Here is a 20,022-nt window from a genome sequence, read left to right as displayed (position 1 = left end):
ACCAGAACGTGCGTCCGGAACGAAACATGGCAATTGCCCCCAATCGTCGCCTGATCGTCAGGCTGGCGAATAGTAACAAACGGGAGCGCTCGAACCGTGAAGCCATTCACGCTGCCACGGGCGAAACTTTGGCGGGCGTGGCGATCCGTCAACGGATGTCGGCGTAAGCCGCCTGGGCCGACTGCGTCGAATCCAGCGGCCCAGATTAAGAACTCGATCAGTTGCGGCTGTTGAGGTGCCGCACCTGGCGCAGCGCCGGGAACAGATAGGCCCACAGGCCGGCGACGGCGATGGCGCCGATGCCGCCGATCACCACGGCGGGAACCGTGCCGATCAGCGCCGCCATGGTGCCGGCGCGGAATTCGCCGACCTCGTTGGAGGCGCCGACGAAGACCTGGTTGACGGCGTTGACGCGGCCGCGCACCTCGTCCGGCGTCCAGAGCTGGATCAGCGTCTCGCGGATATAGACGCTGAACATGTCGGTGGCGCCGAGCAAGGCAAGTGCTGCGATCGACAGCCAGGTGATGGTCGAGACGCCGAACAGCACGGTGAAGGCGCCGAACAGGGCGACGAAGCCCAGCATGATCTTGCCGGCATGGTCGCGGATCGGATGGCCGGCGAGCCAGACGGCGACGCAGATGGCGCCGATGCCCGGCGCCGAGCGCAACAGGCCGAGGCCCCAGGGGCCAAGCTCCAATATGTCGCGCGCGTAGACCGGCAGCAGCGCCGAGGCGCCGGACAGGAGCACGGCGAAGAGGTCGAGCGAGATCGCGCCGAGCACGATCTTCTCGCCCCAGATATAGCCGAAGCCGGCGAACAGTGTCTGCATTGTCGGCTTGTCAGTAGCAGTCTGCTGCGCGGGCTTCGGGATGGTGAAGACAAGCAGCGCCGCGACAAGCATCAGGACCGCCGCGGTAGCGTAGGCGATTTCAGCCGAAAGGCCATAAAGCAGGCCGCCGGCGACCGGGCCAACGATGGTCGCCGTCTGCCAGGCGGAAGAATTCCAGGCAATCGCGTTGGCGAAGTCTTCTTGCGGCACGAGATTGGCGACCAGCGAGGACGATGCCGGCCCGTAGAAGGCGCGGGCTACACCGAACACGGCGAGCACGACGAAGATCGGCAGCGGGCCGCCAAGGCCGCGCAGCGTCAGCAACAGGAGCGTGAGCGCGCAGCCGGCTTCGACGAACGACGACAATGTCATGATCAAACGGCGGCCGAAGCGGTCGGCGACCACGCCGGTGATAAGCACCAGGAGCAGCGAAGGCAGGAACTGGACGATGCCGACAATGCCCAGGTCGAAGGGATTGCGCGTCAGGTCATAGATCTGCCAGCCAACCGCGACAGAGACGATTTGGGTGGCGAAAGTCGTGAGGAAGCGCGCCGTCCAGTAGCTGAGGTACGGCCGGTGCCGGAACGCTGCGTAACGCGGGTCTGGAGACGTTGCTTCGACGGTCATGATTCAAGGGCCCCTTTGCGACAATGGCCGGCGGGGCACTTCCACGGTGGGCGCTGGTCCGGCCGCAACCCTTTAGCCCAGTTCGCCCTCCAGCGCGCGCAAAAAATCCGCGCCGGATCAAAGAAAATCGAAATTTTCTCCCGGATGGCTGCTCAGCCCCTCAATGCGGCCGAGATGGCCGCCAGCCCGCCGCGCAGCTCCGCTTCCTTCGGCCAGCCGAAGCCGAGACGGAAGAAGCGTTTCGGCATCTCGAACCAGTGGCCGGGACCGACATAGGCGCCGTGTTCCTCCAGCAGCCTGGTGTAGAACTTGTCTAGGTCGAAGCCGGCATCGACGTTGAGCCGCGGGAAGCCGACGACGCCGCCTTGTGGCCGCACCCAGTCGACCAGAGGCTCGCCGTCGATCCAGGCCTGCACGATGTCGCGGCGCCTGGCCATGTCCGGCAGCAGCGAGCCGAGAAAGGCGTCACGGCGTTCGAGCGCGGTGCGGGCGATCGCTTCGTCGATGACGCTGCCGCAAATGCCGATCTGCTCCTTGGCGGCGAGGAATGTTTCCTGCAGCTCCGGATCGCGGGTTATCAGCCAGCCGATGCGGATGCCCGGAATGCCGAACGCCTTGGACAGCGAGCAGACGCTGATCGCGCTTGGGCTGAGCGAGGCCGCCGCGGGCAGGCGTTCGCCATAGGAGAGGTCGCGATAGGTCTCGTCGACCAGCAATCGGCATTTGCGGTTTTCGGCAAGCGCAATCAGCGCGTCGAGGTCGGCGCGTGTCATCATCGTGCCGGTCGGATTGTGCGGGCAGGTGACGCTGATGAGCCTGGTGTTCGGCCGTATCTCTGCCGTGACGCGTTCGATGTCGACGGCAAAGCCCTGGTCGAAATCGAGGTCGACATAGGAGATGGCGCAGCCGATCGCCTTCGGCGTCTCGATGTTGGTGGCGTAGTTCGGCCGAACGACCACGAGATGGTCGCTGGGTGAGAGCAGTGACGTGGCGATGATGAACAGCGCGCCGGCCGCGCCGGCGGTCACCAGCACATCGTTGAGGGAAACGCCCTTGTCCTGCCCGGCGATCAACGCGCGCAACGCCTTGTCGCCGCGATGCTCGCCATAGAAGAGGGTGAGGTCGGGCAAGGCCAGGCCGATGTTGGAGAGTTTCTGGTCGGCGATGGAGCTTTCGGAGAGGTTGTAGCGGATGCGGTCGTAGCCGTATTCCTCCGGCGCTTCCTTCTCGATCAGCATCCTGGCGTAGTTCATGGCCTGCCCCCCAATCTCCGGTAGTAACCAAGCCATAAAAGCAGGAAGCCTGCCAAGGTCGATTCCTCGGCAGGCTTCCTTAAACCATTGGTGCAGGCGCGCTATTTCAGACCGTCGCCTTGGCCTTCCTGCCCCTGGCGGGCTTCACCGGTTCCGGTTCCGCCTTGCGGCCGAGGCCGATCGATTTGGCCAGCTGCGAGCGCGAGGCCGCATAGTTGGGAGCGACCATCGGATAATCGACCGGCAAGCCCCATTTGGTGCGATAAGCCTCGGGAGTCAGGCCGAAATGCACGCCGATATGACGCTTCAGCGATTTGAACTTCTTCCCGTCCTCGAGGCAGATGATGTAGTCCGGTGTCACCGAGCGCCTGGGATTGACGGCCGGGACCGGCGGGGGCGCCGCGGGCTCCGCCGGCTGGCTGATCCCGCCGATCGAGGAGGCGACGCTGGCGATCAGTCCGCCCAGGTCCGCAGCGGGCAAGCGGTTTTTCGCGACATAGGCCGATACGATGTGAGCGGTGAGCTCGAGCAGGTCGATTTCCTTGGCTGTGCTGGTGTCCTCGTCCACGTAGTCCCTCCATTTCTGCCGCAAGGCTGCGAAAACGATCCGGTTTTCGCGGTGTGTAATGTCAAGGCGCTGCGGGCATTGTTTGCGAATTCGGAAAGCCGCGGGGGCCACAGGCCGGCGAATTCCTAGTCGGCAAACCTGCGCGACGCAACGTTTTGTCGTGTCAATACACGCTGTTTTGAACAATTATACTGAAATGTAACAATATCAGACGATCAGCGCCTTGTCGCGCCATAGACGAAATCCACCCTCGAAAGCGCGAGTGTTGTCGCCGCGCCGGGATTTTTCAGGCAATTCATCGAGCTTGTCGACATTGCCGCCGCCGATCACGATGTAATCGGGCTGCAAGGCGGCGCGAAGCCTGTTGACCACGTCGAAAACGTATTTGCGCCACTTCCTCTTCCCGCGTTTCTCCAGCCCGCGCTCACCGACATAATCCTCGAAGCTCGCTCCCTTTTTGTAAGGGAGGTGGGCAAGCTCCATGGGCTGGCCGACATTCTTGATGATCATGGCGGCGCCAAGGCCCGTGCCGAGGCCGAGGAAGAGCATGCGGCCGCCATCATAGCTGCCGATCGCCTGCATCAGCGCGTCGTTGACGAGCTTCACCGGCTTGCCGAAGGCGGCGCTGAAATCGTAGCCGTTCCAGCCCTTGCCGAGATTGAAGGGGTCGAGCGAGGGCTTGTTGTCGCGCACGGGACCGGGATAGCCCATCGAGATAACGTCGTAGTCCAGGCCCTCGGCCAGCTTCTTGACCGAAGCGACGACCTGGTCCGGGGTCAGGCTCGGCCCTGACGGGGTGCGGCGCATCTCGCCGCCGGCGCTGGTGAGGATCTTCACATGCGAGCCGCCGACATCGATGGCGAGCACGATCGGATCGCTGCTCGCCGCGGCGGTTTTTGCTGCTTTCGCCATCTTGTCCTCCCGAAACTACTTCGTCGGATTGATCCAGCCGTCGGGCGGGCCGAAGCCGTTCATGGCATCGGCCGGCCCCCAGGTCTTGGGCGCATAGATTGCCGGCGCCGCGGTGTCGCCGAGCACCGGGCCGACGATGCGCCAGGCAAGCTCGGCCGCGTCCTGGCGCGTGAAGAGCTGGCCGTTGCCGTTCATGGCGTCGCCGATCAGCCGTTCATAGGGCGGCATGTCGCCCTTGGTGTCGTCGAGCGCGGTCAGCTCAACCTGCTCGCCGATCATGTCGTCGCCGGGGACCTTGCGCTGGGCGCCGATCGAGATCGCCACCTGCGGGTCGATGCGGAAGCGCACATAATTGGCGTCGTCCGGCTTGATCGGATCGAAGACGTCGAGCGGCGGCCGCTTCATCCGCACGATCACCTCGGTGCAATGTACCGGCATGTTCTTGCCGGCGCGGATGAAGAAAGGCACGTCGCGCCAGCGCCAGGTGTCGACGAAGAAGCGCACCGCGGCGAAGGTCTCGACCGGCGAGTTCGGCCGCACACCCGGTTCGGCCAGATAGCCATCGAACTGGCCGCGCACGACATCGTCCTTGGTCAGCGTGCGGATCGCGCGCAGCACCTGCACCTTCTCGTCGATCAAATCGTCGGCCGAGCGGCCGACGGGCGGCTCCATGGCCAAAAGCAGCAGGATGTTGAGCAGGTGATTCTCGATTACGTCGCGGATGCAGCCGACATCGTCGTAGAATTTGCCGCGGCCCTCGATGCCGAAATCCTCGGCCATGGTGATCTGGACGCTCTCAACGAAGTTGCGGTTCCAGATCGGCTCGAGGAAGGAGTTGGCAAAGCGGAAATAGAGCAGGTTCTGGATTGCTTCCTTGCCGAGATAGTGGTCGATGCGGAAGATCGACTGCTCGTCGAACACCAGATGCAGCACGCGGTTCAGCCAGCGCGCCGACTGCAGATCGTGGCCGAACGGCTTTTCCACCATCAGCCGCGCGCCGCGCGCGGTGCCGGACTGCTCCAGGCCTTGCACGACCGTCTCGAACATGGTCGGCGGCACCGCCATGTAATGCAGCGGCCGCTGCGCGGAACCCAGCGCCGTCTTCAGCTTCTCGAAGGTCGCGCCGTCGCGGTAGTCGCCGCTGACATAACGCAGCAGCGAGGCGAGCTTGGAAAAGACCTTGTCGTCGACACTGCCAAGCGCGGTGACGATGCCGTCGCGGGCCCGGTCCACCAGTTTGGGGAGTTCCCAAGGATCGAAGGCGACGCCGATCACCGGCTCGGTCAGCGTCCCCTTGGAGACCATCTGGTAGAGCGCCGGGAAAATCTTCTTGTGCGCAAGGTCGCCGGTCGCTCCGAAAAGCACCAGCGTGTCGGACCTCTCCTGGCTCATGCCGTCTCTCCCCTCACGCGCCGGTCTTCTTTTCGAGATGGCCGCCGAAGGCATAGCGCATGGCGGACAGAAGCTTGTCGGCAAACTGCGATTCGCCCTGCGATGAGAAGCGGTCGAACAGCGCCGACGACAGCACCGGCGCCGGAACGCCGGTGTCGATCGCTGCCTTCAGCGTCCAGCGGCCTTCGCCGGAATCGGAGACGCGGCCGCCGAACTGGACCAGCGCCGGATCGCTCTTCAACGCGCCGGCGGTAAGGTCGAGCAGCCAGGAGCCGATGACGCTGCCATGTCGCCAGACCTCGGCGACCGCGGGCAAGTCGACGTCGAACTGGTAGTATTGCGGGTTTTCCAGCGGGCTGGTCTCGGCATCGGCGGTACGCTGCCTTTTACCGGCATTGGCCGACTTCAGGATGTTCATGCCTTCGGCGTAGGCGGCCATGACGCCGTATTCGATGCCGTTATGCACCATCTTGACGAAATGGCCGGCGCCGCTCGGCCCGCAATGCAGATAACCGAAGGGTGCGGTGCCGGCATCCTTGGGCGGATTGGCGCCGGCATCGGCGCCCGGCGCCAGCGTGGCGAAGACCGAATCGAGATGCTTCACCGCCTCGTCGGGGCCGCCGATCATGAGGCAGTAGCCGCGCTCGAGGCCCCAGACGCCGCCGCTGGTGCCGACATCGACGAAGTTGATGCCCTTCACAGCCAGCTTCGCCGCCTGGTCGACGGCGTCGTGATAATAGGAATTGCCGCCGTCAATGATGATGTCGCCCGGCTCCATCAGCGCCGCGACCTGGTCGACGATCTTGCCGGTGATCGCGGCCGGCAGCATCAGCCAGGCGCAGCGCGGCTTGGCGAGCTTGCCGACGAATTCCTCCAGCGAGGCCGCGCCGACAGCGCCGTCCTTGACCATGCCGGCGACGCTTGCCGAATTGATGTCGTAGACGACGCATTCATGGCCGTCGCGCATCAGGCGCCGCACCATGTTGGCGCCCATCCTGCCCAGTCCCATCATTCCGATCTGCATGGTTTCATCCCGATTGCTTGAGGAAAGAGAAGTATAATGGCCCTACTGGATCACGGTTGGGCGTCAATGCCGACGCTGAAGTCGACATTCTCCCAACGCATCGCCTCGGGCCAGAAAAAAGTGAAAACGACGGTGGATCCCGGCCGCAGCCGGTTAACGGGCAAATCCACCAGATGGACGCCGAACGCATTTTCGGCCGTCCTGCTGTCCTGCACGGTCAGCCATTTGTCGCTGCTCCAATGAACGACGCCGGGCACCGATAATTCGACGCGCAGCGCCTTGCCGGCAGGGATGGAGCGGATCTTGTTGTTGAAGCGCCAGATCCGCAGCGGCGAGACCGTCTTGCCCTGGATATAGCGCTCGACGCCCTGCGGCGGCAGGTCGAAGACGGCGCCGTCGCGCAGCGAGCGCAACAGCTTGATGTGCTCGGCATGCGCCCAGACCAGCGGCATGGCGCTGCCGGAAGGGGCGCCCAGCCGCAATTCGCGGTCCGGTATGTCGGGGCGATCCCAGACCTGCTCCGGCAGAAGGCCGCCCACGCCGGCCGAGCGTTCGAAAGTCTCCAGCAGTTGCGCCGCCTTGTCCTTGCGGCCGGCGGCCAGTTCGTAATGGGCGCGCTCGCCCGCTAGCAGCGGCCACGGCCGTCCCCGGCCGGTGCCGTCGAAGGGCGCGCCGTCCTCATGCTCGCCATAGCCGTCGCCGGTATAGCGGTACCAGAGCGGTCCTTGCGGCAGGTCGCAGCGCAGCTCGGCGTCGATCGCCTTGACGGTGTTCAGGATGCGCGGATCGTCGGCGGCTCTTAGCCCGAAACGCACCAGCGCCAGGGCGTCCGGGCTGATGATCGCCTCGGCCGGCTTGTCGGTATCGCCAGGTGGCCGGTTCCTGATCGGCACGAAGCCGTCCTTCGGCGATGCAGCGCCGCCTTCATCGGGCGGTGCGATGCGGACATAATAGCCTTCGATGCCCGCTTTGGCGCTTGCCTCGGTGCCGGTGACATAGGTCCAGCGCTCGATCTGGTCGTTCCAGCAATCGGCGGTCTCGCGCAGATAATTTGCCGGCTCACTTTTGCCGCAGGCGTCCAGCATGTCGGCGGCGGCGAGCAACGCGGCTATTTCCACGGCGAGCGTGAAGGGGCTGTAACCGGCATCCTCTTCCCAGCGATCCTCGCCGGTGACCGGACCGTTGCGCACGACATAGGCGGCCGCCTTCTCCATCATGGCCATGAAGTCGGCGAGCATCGCGCGCGGCAGATGGCCGGCGCGGCGCAAGGCGTCGGCCAAGAGCAGCGGAAAGGCGCATTCGTCCATCTGGATGCCCGGCCAGTAAGCGGTGCCGTCGGACCAGACATTCTGCGGCCAATGACCGTCCGGCTGCTGGATCGAGCGCAGATAGGTGAGGATCTGCAGCGCCTGCCTGCCGTCGCCGGCGGCGAGGAAACCGCCCGCCGTCTCGACCAGGTCGCGCGGCCAGACGAGGTGATAGCCGCCGAGATCGTCGTCGCCCTTGTTGAAACCCCAGGGGATCGACAGGCTGGCGACGGCGGCGCCGGGCCTTGCGACCGACAGATGCGTTGCCAGCACCGCCGTGCTGGCGCGGTAGGTGTTCAGGCCGGAGGCGGCGTGACGGTCGAGTTTTTCGAGCCCCGCCTGGAATTTCCGCCAGTTCTCGACATAGGTTTTCGTCGCCGGTTCGAAACCCTGTTCCAGGCTTGCTAGCGCAAGGTCGGCGGCTTCTTCCGGCGAAGCGCCGAATCCGATCGCCAGCAAGGCGGTGGTGTTGCCGGCCGAAAAACCGATCTCGCCGGTCAGCGCGACATTGCCGTCCTCGGCCGCCTGGCAGGAGGCATCGAGCGCGCCATTGTCATGGAGTTGCTGCCAGCCGTCGGAGAAGCCGACATAGCCGGCCGAGCTGGCGCCCCAGGGCAAGGAGGAGGCGAGCGCGAGCGACACGCCGCGTCCGGTGGCGAAAAGAATGCGCTGCCCCTTGTGCTCGCCGATCCATGCGGTGTTGCCCATGCCGGCGTTGACGAGATGCGGCGCCAGCAGCGCGTAGACGCGGTAATCGGCAGCCTGGCCCTTGAGGAGTGTGAAACTGGTTTCCTGCAGCAGGACAGGTCGTTTCGAATCCGTAACGATGCGCTTCTCGATCCGGTAAGCGCCATCGGAAGCGGTGTTGGTCAGCCGGTAGCCGGGGACCCCGTCCTCGAAAGGTTCGACGGTGTGGGCCGCATCGCGCTTCTCCTCGGAAAAATAGCCGTCGGGACCGGTCACGATCAGCCCCAGGTCGCGCGTGCAGGCGCTGTCGAGACGCGGATAATAGATCTCGTTCAGAATGCCGTGGCTGATGGTGAACCAGAGCGGGCTTTTTGCCGAAAGCGCGGTGCCGGCGCCGCTTTTGGCGCTCGACGTCCAACGCGCCGGAATCCCGGGCGCGCCTTTAGCAACGGTCGGCGTCACTGCCATCAAATTCTCTCTCCTGCCGCGTTCCTAGACCAGGAGTCGCCGTCTTTTCAATCGCCCCACCGCAAGTTGATCGGGCAGCGCCAATGCTTTGCAGTTGACAGCTTGCGGTTCCTCTGAATTTGTCTGACAATAGATAAAAAACAGGCAATTCGCGTTACGACCATCCGTCAAGACCAGCAACCTCGGGAGGAACCGACATGAAAAAACTGCTCGTACTGAGTGCATTCGCGGCGATGCTCGCCTCGGGCACCGCGCTTGCCGACACCAGCGGCAAGAAGATCGCCTTCTCCAACAATTATGCCGGCAATTCGTGGCGCCAGGCGATGCTCGACAGCTACGGCATCGTCACCAAGAAAGCGGTCGCGGACAAGATCGTCGCCGCGGCGGACGTCTTCACCACCGCCGACAAGGAAGTGCCGACCCAGGCCGCCCAGGTGCAGAACCTGATCCTGCAGGGCTATGACGCCATCGTCATCAACGCCGCTTCGCCCGATGCGCTCAACGGCGCCATCAAGCAGGCCTGCGATGCCGGTATCGTTGTGGTCTCGTTCGACGGCATCGTGACCGAGCCTTGCGCCTACCGCGTCGTCGTCGACTTCAAGGACATGGGCAAGCAGGAAGTCGAGCAGATGGCCAAGTTCCAGCCCAAGGGCGGCAACCTGCTGGAAATCCGCGGTCTCGCAGGCACCTCGATCGACGATGCCATCCATGCCGGCATCCTCGAAGGCGTCGCCGCCCATCCCGAGTTCAAGATCGTGGGTTCGGTGACGGGCGACTGGGACCAGACGACCGCGCAGAAAGCGGTGGCGACCATCCTGCCTTCGCTGCCGGACGTCGTCGGCATCGTCGACCAGGGCGGTGACGGCTATGGCGCGGCCCAGGCCTTCGCCGCCGCCGGCAAGCCGCGCCCGACCATCATCATGGGCAACCGGCAGGACGAGCTGAAGTGGTGGAAGGAGCAGAAGGAGAAGGACGGCTACAAGACCTGGTCGGCCTCGATCGCGCCCGGCGTGTCGACGCTGGCCTTCTGGGTGGCGCAGCAGGTGCTCGACGGCCGCAAGGACATCCCGCACGACCTCCTGGTGCCCTATCTCGCCTTCACCCAGGATGATTTCGAGGCCGCGCTGCCGAAAATCAAGGAAGGCGGCGTCGCCACCCACGAATACACGCAGGAAGAGGCTATCGCGGCGATCAAGGCCAACATCAAGCAGTAGCGGCGTGACGTTGCCAGCCGCATCGCCAACCGGATATCGTTGAGGATGCTCCAGGCTATTGCAGACATCGTCAGACTGAACGGCGCCGAAAAACATTTCGGCGCCGTTCGAGCGCTTAACGGCGTCGATTTCCATGTCGGCGCCGGCGAATGCGTCGGGCTGGTCGGGCACAACGGCGCCGGCAAGTCGACGCTCATGCATATGGTGGCCGGCACGCTGCGGCCGGATGGCGGGCAGATCGCGGTGCGCGGCAATCAGGAAGCAAGCTATTCGGTGGCGCGCGCGCTCGAACTCGGCATACGCTGCGTGTTCCAGGAGCTGTCGCTCTGCCCCAATCTCAGCATCGCCGAGAACACCCGCATCAACCATCCCTCGCTCACCGGTTTCGGCTGGCGGCGCAAGGCCGCCGATCTCATCCGCGCCAAGCTCGACGAGATCTTTCCGGACCACGGCATTTCGGCGGACGACATTGCCGGCGACCTATCAATCGGAAGGCGGCAGATGGTCGAGGTGGCGCGCGCCTTCACGCTGACCCGCGAGCCGCTGCATCTGGTCATCCTCGACGAGCCGACCTCCTCGCTCGATGCGCACACGGCGGGCCAGCTGCTTTCATTTGTGCGCCGCTTCGTGGCGGCCGGCGGCAGCTGCATCCTGATCTCGCATGTGCTGGGCGAGGTGCTGCAGAACGCCGACCGCATCGTGGTGATGCGCGACGGCAAGGTGGTCGCGGCGGATGCCGCCAATGCCTTCGATCGCGACAAGCTCGTCGCCGCCATGGGCGGCGCCGAGGGACATCACAAGGCCGCGGCCGAAATCCGGAAGGCCGAGGGCGGCGCATTGCGGGTTCGCGCTCGCCCCGCCAGGCAGCAGGACGACAAGGAGCTGGTCGCCCGCGCCGGCGAGATCATCGGCCTCGCGGGCCTTGCCGGGCATGGCCAGACGGACCTGCTCCTGGCGATCTTTGCGGCCGCCGCCCGCGTCAGGGCCGGCATCGAGGTCACCGCGCCGGTAGCGCTGGTCGCCGGCGACCGCCAGTCGGACGGCATCTTCTCGCAATGGTCGATCGCGCAGAATATCGGCATCCGCTCGCTGGCCCGGCTGCGCAACGGGTTGCTGATTTCGCCGCAGCGCGAGGCCGAGCTCGCCGAGTTCTGGAAGCAGAAGATCGGCATCCGCACGCCGGACATGAACAACAACATCTTCTCTCTGTCGGGCGGCAACCAGCAGAAGGCGCTGTTTGCCCGCGCGCTCGGCTCCGACGCCGAGATCGTCTTGATGGACGACCCGATGCGTGGCGTCGACATCGGCACCAAGCTCGAAGTTTACGACCTCGTGCGGGAGGAGGCCGCCAAGGGCCGCACCTTTCTCTGGTACACCACCGAGACTGAAGAGCTCGACAATTGCGACCACGTCTATGTCTTCAAGAACGGCCGCATCGTCGCCAATCTGCGGCGCGACGAGCTGACGGAGGAAAAGATCATCCAGTCCTCGTTCGGCGATGCGGCCTGAGATGACCGCGATCGCTCCCGGCACGCTCCCGAAATCCTCACCACGCGGCAGCGCGGCCCGGGCGCGCATGCTGCGCGGTCTTTTGCCGGCCTTGTCGCTGGCATTGGTGCTGATCGCGATTGCCTGGCTTAACCCGCGCGCCATCAGCTATTTCGGCTTCAACCTGATGCTCAACCTGGCGATCCCGATCGCACTGGCGACGATCGCGCAGATGTTCGTCATCGCCGGCAACGAGCTCGACCTGTCGATAGGGACCTTCGTCGGCTTCGTCGGCTGCGTTACCGCGACATGGCTGAGGGATGCGCCGCTCCTCGGCATTGTCGTGCTAATCGGTTCGATCGGCGTTTATGCGCTGCTCGGCGCGCTGATCCACCTGCGCAATTTGCCGTCCATCGTGGTGACGCTCGGCATGAGCTTCGTCTGGCAGGGGCTTGCGATCCTGGTCCTGCCCAAGCCCGGCGGCAAGGCGCCGGACTGGCTGCTTTCGATCATGTCCTTCAAGCCGCCCTATATCCCGTTCCCGATCCTTGCCGCGCTGATCATCGCCGCGGTCGTGCATTTCGGCCTGATGCGCACCTCCTACGGCGTGATCCTGCGCGGTTCCGGCGGCAACGCCGCGGCGCTGAGGCGCGCCGGCTGGTCGCTGCTCAGGACCAAGATCGCGCTGTTCGCGCTGACCGGGCTGTTTGGCGTGCTTTCAGGCATGGCGCTGATCGGCATCACCACCTCGGCCGACGCCAATATCGGCAATGGCTATACGCTGCTGTCGATCGCCGGCGTCATCCTGGGCGGCGGCGAGTTCGTCGGCGGTCGGGTGTCGCCGATCGGTGCCGTGCTTGGCGCGCTGACGCTGGCGCTGGCCGCCTCGCCGCTCCTGACCTTCATGCACATTCCTCCCGACTGGCAGGTGGCCGCCAACGGCGCGATCCTGATCATCGTGCTGGCGGCGCGCGTGCTGATCAGCCGCAGGGAGCGGTAAGCGATGACCTCCGTGCGGACGCTGCTTGAAAAACCCTGGATCTGGTCCTTCGTCGGCGCGCTGGTCGTCTGGCTGGCGACGATCGCCTTCACCGGCGGCTACGGCGCCGGCGGCATGGTCACGGCGGCGCTTTCGCTTGCCGTGTTCACCGTCATCGTCGGCGTCGGCCAGATGTTCGTCATCACGCTGGGGCCCGGCAATGTCGACCTGTCGCTGCCGGCCAATATCGGGCTGGCCAGTGCCGTCGCCATGAAGGTGATGGGCGGCAGCGATTCGATGATCGTCGTCGGTCTGCTTGCAGCACTCGCCTGCGGCGCGGCGATCGGCGCCATCAACTACCTTTTGATCTGGGCGCTGCGCATCCCGCCGATCATCGCGACGCTGTCGGCGAGCTTCATCATCCAGTCGGTCGATATCAGCTATGGCCGCGGCCTGCAGATCAAGCCGCCGCCGGGCTTTGCCGACTTCACCAACTGGCAGGTGCTGGGCATTCCGGTGCTGGCAATGCTGACGGTGGTGTTCACCATCGGCGCCGCACTTGCGCTGCAGCGCATGATCTACGGCCGCTCGGTGCTGGCGATCGGCCAGAACATCCGCGCTGCCTGGCTTGCCGGCGTCCATGTCGGCCGCATCCGCTTCCTCACCTACACACTGTGCGGGGCGCTCGGCGGCATCGACGGGGCGCTGCTTGCCGGCTATTTCCGCGGCGCCAATGTCGATATCGGCAACGAATACCTGCTCGCCTCGATCGCGGTCGTGGTCATCGGCGGCACCTCGGTCGCCGGCGGCAAGGCCAATGTGCCCGGCGTCTGGGGCGCCGGCCTGTTCCTGGTGCTGCTGCTGACCATGCTCAACACCTTCGGCGTCAGCGCCGGCGTGCGGCTGCTGCTGACCGGGCTGATCATCGTGGGCGTGATCACGGCGGCCGGCGGCGAGAAGGCTATTCGGTAGCGCTATTTAGCGGCCTTGGCCCGCTCGATCGCGTCGACGATCATCTTCTTGGCGTATTTGGAATCGTGCCAGCCCTCGATCTTGACCCATTTGCCGGGCTCGAGATCCTTGTAGTGCTCGAAGAAGTGCTGCACCTGCTGGCGCGTGATGTCGGGCAGGTGGGTGTATTCGGTGACGTTCTCGTAGCGCAGCGTCAGCTTGGGCGAGGGAACGGCGATCACCTTCTCGTCCTGGCCAGCATTGTCTTCCATGATCAAGACGCCGATCGGCCGCACATTGATGACGCAACCCGGCACCAGCGCGCGCGTGTTGCAGACCAGAACGTCGATCGGATCGCCGTCGCCCGACAGCGTGTGCGGCACGAAGCCGTAGTTGCCGGGATAGCGCATGGAGGTGTGCAGGAAGCGGTCGACGAAGAGCGTGCCCGCCTCCTTGTCCATCTCGTATTTGATCGGCTCGCCGCCGATCGGCACCTCGATGATGACGTTGACGTCGTCAGGCGGGTTCTTCCCGGTGGCAATCGCTTCGATACGCATGGCTAAATCCCTCTCTCGATTGAAAAGACCGATAGCGGGCGAAACGTCATGGTGCAATGCGTCGAATAGTGCGGGACGCTAATGGAAGAGCACAGTTTGTGATGGCCTGTAACCTAGGCGACGCTAGTCGTTCCAGACGAAAGCCACTTTCTTAAGCGCCTTCTGCTCGAAGACCTCGACGCCCTCGGCGATATCGCGGCCGCCATTGCCGGCATAGAAGGCCAGGGCGTTGTGATTGTCTTCCAGCGCCCACACCACAAGGCCGCGCAGGCCGTGGTCGGCCAGACGGGCTTTGGCCGCCTTGAACAGCCGGCTGCCGAGCCCGATGCCCTGATATTCGGGACGCAGATAGAGCTCATAGATCTCGCCCTGCTGGCGGAGCTCGCGGGCGCGGTTCTTGCCGATCGTGGCATAGCCGGCGACCGTTCCGCCGATCTCGACCACCAGCACGGTGGCCGCGCGGCGAATCGCGTTGGCCCACCAGTCGACGCCGCGACGGTTGATCATCGAGGTCAGCGTGCGGTGCGGGATGATGCCGGAATAGGCGCCGCGCCAGGCCTGCTGGTGCACCTCGGCGATGGCGCTCGCGTCGCGCGGCTCTGCCTTCCGGATATCGATCGTCAGCGTGTTCATGATTGGTTAACCATAAACCCGCATCGCCCGATTGCAAAGAGTCAGCCATGGCCCTTCGACGCTTTCGCACAGCCGAAGGGCGTAGGCGGACAAGGCGTTGATTTCCGTGAAATCAGCGCAAACGCCGGAGATTGATTGAAGCCATCCCAACCTCATCATTCTATGGCGGAGCAAGGAGCGAAGCGACGCGGCGCAGACCATAGAATCCATGCCGTGACCTGGAAGCGCTGCTGGGGTGCAGAATTCTGCTCCGCTGCACTTCTTGGCGAAGGTAACGGCATGGATTCCAGGGTCTTCGCGACGGAGCTTCGCTCGTGCTCCGCCCTGGAATGACGATCGCAATGGGCGTTTCGGCCAATCCCCAAGGCATGCCGCCTGCCGACGCAACAGAGCCGACCGGTCAAGAGATCCCAATGCGGGAACTAGTCAGATTTCGACGAGATGATCGTCGAGTTCGTTGGTGTCGCCTTCGGTGACCGGGAAATGCTCGGCGAGCACCGCGCCGACCGTACCGATGGCCTTGACGAAGCCGTCGGCCAGTCGGTCGTCGCCGGCATGTCTCGTCAGCTCGCGCACCACGCCGTCCCAGACATGCTGGCCGACCTTGGCATCGATGCCGGAGTCGGCGACGACCTCGGCATAGCGTTCGGTGATGGAGACGAAGATGAGCACGCCGGTGCGGGCCTGCGTGCGGTGGACGTTGCGCGCCAGGAACTGCTTCATCGCATTGGCGTGCGCGGCCTGATAGCGCAACCTTCGCGGCACGAAATGAATGCGCAAGGTGGGCCACAGCCACAGCAAGGCGAGCATCGAGGCCAGCGCCAGCATTTGCGCCAGCACGAAATGCGGCACGCGGATAGACAGCCACCAGGCCTCCAGCCCATAGGCGACGGCAAGGCTGGCGACGAAGAGGCCGATCGTCGCCGTGAACGCGGCCGGAAAGAAGTAGCCGTCGCTGGCCCGAGCGACGACGCAGTAGATCTCGCCGCCGGTCTTCAATTCGGCCGTCCGGATCGCCTCGGCGATGCGGTCATGGTCCTCGGCGCTGATCGGTCGCGTTGCCATGGTGCCTCACCAGCTTCCCGAAGAGCCGCCGCCGCCGGACGAGCCGCCGCCGCCGGAAAACCCGCCACCGCCACCCCCTGACGACCAACCTCCGCCGCCCGACGACCAGCCGCCGCCACTCGACGAGGAGGATCGCCGGCCGGGTTCGAAGGTCATGCCGAGCCAGCGGTAGCGGCCGGGTCCAATCTTCTGGCCGAAGATCGGCGGCAGCACCGTCATCGCGATGCCGCCGAAGAAGATCAGCGCCCAGATGGTGATGAAGATGGCGAAGAACAGATCGTCGGAGTTGAACGGCGCCTGCTCGTTGCGCTTGCCGCGCGCCTCCAGTTCCTCCGGGTTGCCCTCCAGCACCATGATCATGTCGTCGACGGCCTTGGTGATGCCGCCGGAGAAATCGCCGGCGCGGAAGGCCGGCACCATGTCGTTCTCGATGATCAGCTTGGTGTGCAGGTCGGTCAGGGTGCCTTCCAGCCCGTAACCGACCTCGATGCGCATCTTGCGGTCGTTCGGCGCAACGAGCAGCAGCACGCCGTTGTTTTCCTTGGCCTGACCGAGCTTCCAGAAGCGGAACAGCCGGTTGGCGTAAGGTTCAATCTCCTCGCCGCCGAGGCTGGGTATGGTGGCGACGACGATCTGGTCGGAGCCTTTGGTTTCGAAGTCCGCGAGCTTTTGAGTCAGCGCCGCGCGCGTGCCGGCATCGATGATGCCGGCATTATCGACCACGCGGCCGGTCAGCGCGGGAAGGTCGGCGGCGAGGGCGGTGAGGGGGAGGAGGAGAAGGGCGAGCAAAACGCCGACGAAGGAAAGGTTGGTGCGAGGCCCCCCTCTCTGTCCTGCCGGACATCTCCCCCTCAAGGGGGGAGATTGGACGGCACCTTGGCCTTCGCCAATCGTCAGCGTCGCAGGGTGTGCGCCGTCGGCGGAACTGCCAATCTCCCCCCTAGAGGGGGAGATGTCCGGCAGGACAGAGAGGGGGGCGAAGGAACGCAACGCTGATGGGCTCGATTAAATTTCAGCCGAGGCTCAGCCGCCCTGCTTCGTGGTGCTCGTGCCGAAATCGACCTTCGGCACCTGCATCTTGTCCTCATCGACCGTGAAGTTCGCGAAGGGCTCGTTGCCGCGGAACCAGAAGGTCGCCCACAACACCGACGGGAAGGTCTTCAGCGTCAGATTGTAGTCCCTGACCGCCTGGATGTAGTCGCGGCGCGCAACGGCGATGCGGTTCTCGGTGCCTTCGAGCTGCGCCTGCAGCGCGAGGAAGTTCTGGTTGGCCTTGAGGTCGGGATAGGCTTCCGACACCGCGATCAGCCGCGACAGCGCGCTGGTCAGCCCGGCCTGGGCATCCTGGAATTTCTTCAGCGCTTCGGGATCCTTCAGCGTCTCCGGCGTCACCGTGATCTGCGTTGCCTTGGCGCGCGCCTCCACGACCGCGTCGAGCGTATCCTTCTCATGCGAGGCGTAGCCCTTCACCGTCTCGACCAGGTTGGGGATCAGGTCGGAGCGGCGCTGATACTGGTTGAGCACCTCGCTCCAGGCCGCATGGGCGTTCTCTTCCGCGGTCGGAATGGTGTTGTAGCCGCAGCCGGCAAGCAGCGGCAGCACGAAAGCCATCATCAGGAAGGCGGGCAGGCTGCGGAAGGGGGAGGGCAGTGAGAGGCGCTCGGTGATCATGATTGGTCCCTCGATAGAAGTTGCAGGCGAAGCATTACCACAATCCACGCGTAAGAAAATGTCCGGCTGATGACGCTGCTCCGGCTCGGCCGCGAGCCACTGTGAATGGTCGAGCGAACAGGAATCTGTCTTTTTGTTTGACGCAATTCCGGGTCGGAAGGATACGGCGAAGCCGCCGAACCTAACCCTTCGCACTTTTCCTGGAATTGCTCTAAGCTGCGGGCAGGAAAGGGCAATTGCCATGGCCGAGCGCCGGGACGACGAGACCGAATCGCGCCGCATCCTAGAACGCGTGGCGCGTGAGACGGCGCCGGGCGGCGCGTCGTTCATCGTCCGCACGGCGAAGGATGCGCGCGACCGTGTCACCGCCGCCGACGCCGACCGCACCGATCCCATCGAATACTGGGGAACCCGCATTGGCCGAACGCTCGGCTTCGTCATTGCCATTGGGCTATTGGCCTGGCTGGTGTATGCCGCCACGCTTGGCGGTTAGGAACCGAATTTCATGAGCGCAGAAAAAACCGACGCGCCGCGCGCGGTCATCGTCATCTCCAGCCATGTCGCCCGCGGCTCGGTCGGCAACCGCGCCGCCGTCTTCGCGCTGGAGACGCTGGGTTTCCCGGTCTGGGCGGTGCCCACCGTCATCCTGCCCTGGCATCCTGGCCACAGCCGGGCCACGCGCATCGTGCCACCGCTCGACCAGTTCAAGGCGCTGATGGCCGATCTCGAGCGAGCGCCTTGGCTGGGCGAGGTCCGGGCTGTGCTGTCGGGCTATCTCGGCGAAGCTGGCCAGGCCGAGGCGGTCGCCTCGCTGGTCGCCGCGGTCAAGGAAAGGACGCCGAACGCGCTTTACATCTGCGACCCGGTGATGGGCGATTCCGGCGGGCTCTACGTGCCGGAACCGACGGCAGTCGCCATGCGCGACAAATTGATGCCGATCGCCGATATCGCGACGCCGAACCGCTATGAGCTGGAATGGATGGCGGGCGCGCCGCTGCCCGACATCAAGGCGGTGACGGCAGCGGCGCTGCATGCCGGCCCTTCGACCATGCTGGTGACCTCGGCGCCCGCGATGATGGCGGGCGGCATCGGCAACTTCCTGCTCGACGGCAGCCAGGCGCTGCTTGCCGAGCACCGTGTGATCGAGAAGCCGCCGAATGGGCTGGGCGACCTGACGGCCGCCGTCTATCTGGCGCGCGTTCTCTCCGGCCAGGCGCCGGTCAAGGCGCTGCAATCGACCACCGCCGCCGTCTACGAAATCCTCGCCCGCACCGCCAAGCGCGGCGGCGACGAGCTGCAGCTCGAAACCGATGCGCAGAGCCTGTCGCACCCGATGGCCATGGTGCAACTGCGCCATCTCCTGCATCCCGGGCGGGACAAGCGGGCGTGAACCGAGCATTTTGCAGCCAAATGGAATTTGGCGTCGCAGAAATGCGGCCAAGCAAACAGACAGAGCGGGATGCTAACGTCTACTAATTTGCATCCCGCTCTCGCAGGCGTCGACGGCTGCAAGGCCGGCTGGATCGCCGTCCATCGCGAACTGGACAAGCCGCCATCGGTCTCGGTCTTCCCGAGCTTCCAGGCGCTGCTCGACGCGCTGCCCGATGCCACGATTGCCGTCGACATGCCAATCGGCCTGCCGGATTTTTCGAGCAGAGGCGGGCGCGGACCGGAGGCGCTGGTGCGGCCGCTGCTCGGGGCGCGGCAATCGAGCGTGTTCGCCATTCCCTCGCGGGCGGCGCTCTATGCCGATACCAGCGACTTCACCACGATCGAGGCCTGGTACGCGGCGCATCGGCTGGCAAGCGCCGTGGCGATGGAGACCTCCGACCCGCCGCGCGGCGTTTCCATCCAGGCCTTCGGCATTTTCTCGAAGATCCGCGAGATCGATTCTTTGCTGATCGCGCGACCGGAGTTGCGTCACCGCATCTTCGAATCGCATCCGGAAGTGGCGTTCTGCCGGCTGAATGGCGGCACGGCGATGGCGCTGCCGAAAAAGATCAAGGGCGCGGTCAACCCGGCCGGCATGGAGGAGCGCAAGGCGCTGCTTTGCCGGCGTGGCTATGACAGGCGCTTTCTCGACCAGGCGCCGCCACGAGGCGCGGCGAGCGACGACTTCCTCGACGCCGCGGCCATGATGCTGATTGCCGGGCGTATCGCCAGCGGGGAGGCGCGGCCTTCGCCCGATCCGCCGCTGACCGACCGGTTCGGCATTCCGGTGGCTATCTGGGCGTAGTCAAGCCACGCTGGAGCCGGATGATTTCAGGTCGAATCGACCCGAAATCATCCGGCTCTGCGTCAAAGAGATAGAGCATGATGTCGCCCGAAACCGCTTCACACTTTTCGGCACCATGCTCTCGTCGCATCGCGATTGCGACCGGGCGATCCGCAATTCGG

General features: G+C 64.8%; 20 protein-coding genes. 8 read left to right on the top strand and 12 right to left on the bottom strand.

The window, feature by feature from the left end; translation table 11 throughout:
• Window positions 1-26: 26 nt before the first annotated feature.
• Window positions 27-167, top strand: a complete 141-nt coding sequence (locus RFM52_RS11820; RefSeq protein ID WP_320297495.1) for a hypothetical protein — start codon at window positions 27-29, stop codon at window positions 165-167.
• A gap of 50 nt (window positions 168-217) precedes the next feature.
• Here the strand turns inward: RFM52_RS11820 and RFM52_RS11815 are convergent, their stop codons facing one another.
• From RFM52_RS11815 to RFM52_RS11785, 7 genes are all read right to left on the bottom strand, one after another.
• Complete coding sequence (locus RFM52_RS11815) at window positions 218-1,456, bottom strand: MFS transporter (RefSeq protein ID WP_320297496.1); 1,239 nt, start codon at window positions 1,454-1,456, stop codon at window positions 218-220.
• Between the two features lie 152 nt (window positions 1,457-1,608).
• Entirely contained in the window at window positions 1,609-2,709 is a 1,101-nt protein-coding gene (locus RFM52_RS11810; RefSeq protein ID WP_320297497.1) for an aminotransferase class I/II-fold pyridoxal phosphate-dependent enzyme, read from the bottom strand.
• A gap of 106 nt (window positions 2,710-2,815) precedes the next feature.
• Window positions 2,816-3,277 carry a Ros/MucR family transcriptional regulator gene (locus RFM52_RS11805; protein WP_320297498.1) on the bottom strand — a complete coding sequence of 154 codons (462 nt, stop codon included), beginning with the start codon at window positions 3,275-3,277 and terminating at the stop codon, window positions 2,816-2,818.
• Window positions 3,278-3,484: 207 nt separating this feature from the next.
• Window positions 3,485-4,189: an ROK family protein gene (locus RFM52_RS11800; RefSeq protein WP_320297499.1), complete on the bottom strand. Its 705-nt coding sequence runs from the start codon at window positions 4,187-4,189 to the stop codon at window positions 3,485-3,487.
• Window positions 4,190-4,204: 15 nt separating this feature from the next.
• On the bottom strand, window positions 4,205-5,581 hold the full coding sequence (gene zwf / locus RFM52_RS11795; protein WP_320297500.1) for a glucose-6-phosphate dehydrogenase: 1,377 nt from the start codon (window positions 5,579-5,581) through the stop codon (window positions 4,205-4,207).
• A 13-nt stretch (window positions 5,582-5,594) separates the two neighbouring features.
• Window positions 5,595-6,605 (bottom strand): phosphogluconate dehydrogenase (NAD(+)-dependent, decarboxylating), encoded by a 1,011-nt coding sequence (gene gnd / locus RFM52_RS11790; protein WP_320297501.1) that lies wholly within the window; start codon window positions 6,603-6,605, stop codon window positions 5,595-5,597.
• 50 nt (window positions 6,606-6,655) lie between these two features.
• Entirely contained in the window at window positions 6,656-9,067 is a 2,412-nt protein-coding gene (locus RFM52_RS11785) for a glucan 1,4-alpha-glucosidase (RefSeq protein WP_320297502.1), read from the bottom strand.
• 197 nt (window positions 9,068-9,264) lie between these two features.
• On the opposite strand from RFM52_RS11785, the gene RFM52_RS11780 reads away from it, so the two are divergent.
• From RFM52_RS11780 to RFM52_RS11765, 4 genes are read left to right on the top strand one after another with little or no spacing between them, the layout of a single operon-like run.
• Complete coding sequence (locus RFM52_RS11780) at window positions 9,265-10,281, top strand: ABC transporter substrate-binding protein (RefSeq protein WP_320297503.1); 1,017 nt, start codon at window positions 9,265-9,267, stop codon at window positions 10,279-10,281.
• A gap of 45 nt (window positions 10,282-10,326) precedes the next feature.
• On the top strand, window positions 10,327-11,790 hold the full coding sequence (locus tag RFM52_RS11775) for a sugar ABC transporter ATP-binding protein (protein ID WP_320297504.1): 1,464 nt from the start codon (window positions 10,327-10,329) through the stop codon (window positions 11,788-11,790).
• Between the two features lies 1 nt (window position 11,791).
• On the top strand, window positions 11,792-12,769 hold the full coding sequence (locus tag RFM52_RS11770) for an ABC transporter permease (RefSeq protein ID WP_320297505.1): 978 nt from the start codon (window positions 11,792-11,794) through the stop codon (window positions 12,767-12,769).
• A gap of 3 nt (window positions 12,770-12,772) precedes the next feature.
• On the top strand, window positions 12,773-13,720 hold the full coding sequence (locus RFM52_RS11765; protein ID WP_320297506.1) for an ABC transporter permease: 948 nt from the start codon (window positions 12,773-12,775) through the stop codon (window positions 13,718-13,720).
• A 2-nt stretch (window positions 13,721-13,722) separates the two neighbouring features.
• Here the strand turns inward: RFM52_RS11765 and ppa are convergent, their stop codons facing one another.
• The 5 genes from ppa to RFM52_RS11740 form a co-directional block, all read right to left on the bottom strand.
• Window positions 13,723-14,256: an inorganic diphosphatase gene (gene ppa, locus RFM52_RS11760; protein ID WP_320297507.1), complete on the bottom strand. Its 534-nt coding sequence runs from the start codon at window positions 14,254-14,256 to the stop codon at window positions 13,723-13,725.
• 123 nt (window positions 14,257-14,379) lie between these two features.
• The gene (locus RFM52_RS11755) at window positions 14,380-14,889 is read right to left on the bottom strand and encodes a GNAT family N-acetyltransferase (RefSeq protein WP_040991512.1); all 510 of its coding nucleotides are present in this window, start codon (window positions 14,887-14,889) and stop codon (window positions 14,380-14,382) included.
• A gap of 426 nt (window positions 14,890-15,315) precedes the next feature.
• Window positions 15,316-15,954, bottom strand: a complete 639-nt coding sequence (locus tag RFM52_RS11750; protein ID WP_320297508.1) for a TPM domain-containing protein — start codon at window positions 15,952-15,954, stop codon at window positions 15,316-15,318.
• Window positions 15,955-15,960: 6 nt separating this feature from the next.
• The gene (locus RFM52_RS11745) at window positions 15,961-16,809 is read right to left on the bottom strand and encodes a TPM domain-containing protein (RefSeq protein WP_320297509.1); all 849 of its coding nucleotides are present in this window, start codon (window positions 16,807-16,809) and stop codon (window positions 15,961-15,963) included.
• 168 nt (window positions 16,810-16,977) lie between these two features.
• Window positions 16,978-17,625 carry a LemA family protein gene (locus RFM52_RS11740; RefSeq protein WP_320297510.1) on the bottom strand — a complete coding sequence of 216 codons (648 nt, stop codon included), beginning with the start codon at window positions 17,623-17,625 and terminating at the stop codon, window positions 16,978-16,980.
• Window positions 17,626-17,866: 241 nt separating this feature from the next.
• On the opposite strand from RFM52_RS11740, the gene RFM52_RS11735 reads away from it, so the two are divergent.
• From RFM52_RS11735 to RFM52_RS11725, 3 genes are all read left to right on the top strand, one after another.
• Window positions 17,867-18,118, top strand: coding sequence for a hypothetical protein (locus RFM52_RS11735; protein WP_320297511.1), 252 nt, complete (start codon window positions 17,867-17,869; stop codon window positions 18,116-18,118).
• Between the two features lie 12 nt (window positions 18,119-18,130).
• The gene (gene pdxY, locus RFM52_RS11730; RefSeq protein ID WP_320297512.1) at window positions 18,131-19,015 is read left to right on the top strand and encodes a pyridoxal kinase PdxY; all 885 of its coding nucleotides are present in this window, start codon (window positions 18,131-18,133) and stop codon (window positions 19,013-19,015) included.
• Window positions 19,016-19,084: 69 nt separating this feature from the next.
• Window positions 19,085-19,861: a DUF429 domain-containing protein gene (locus tag RFM52_RS11725; protein WP_320297513.1), complete on the top strand. Its 777-nt coding sequence runs from the start codon at window positions 19,085-19,087 to the stop codon at window positions 19,859-19,861.
• Window positions 19,862-20,022 lie beyond the last annotated feature (161 nt).

The sequence above is a fragment of the Mesorhizobium humile genome (assembly GCF_033977215.1).
Classification (GTDB): Bacteria; Pseudomonadota; Alphaproteobacteria; order Rhizobiales; family Rhizobiaceae; genus Mesorhizobium; species Mesorhizobium humile.
The sequence above is the reverse complement of the archived record's forward strand: the minus strand, read 5'-3'. Positions and strand labels throughout refer to the sequence as shown.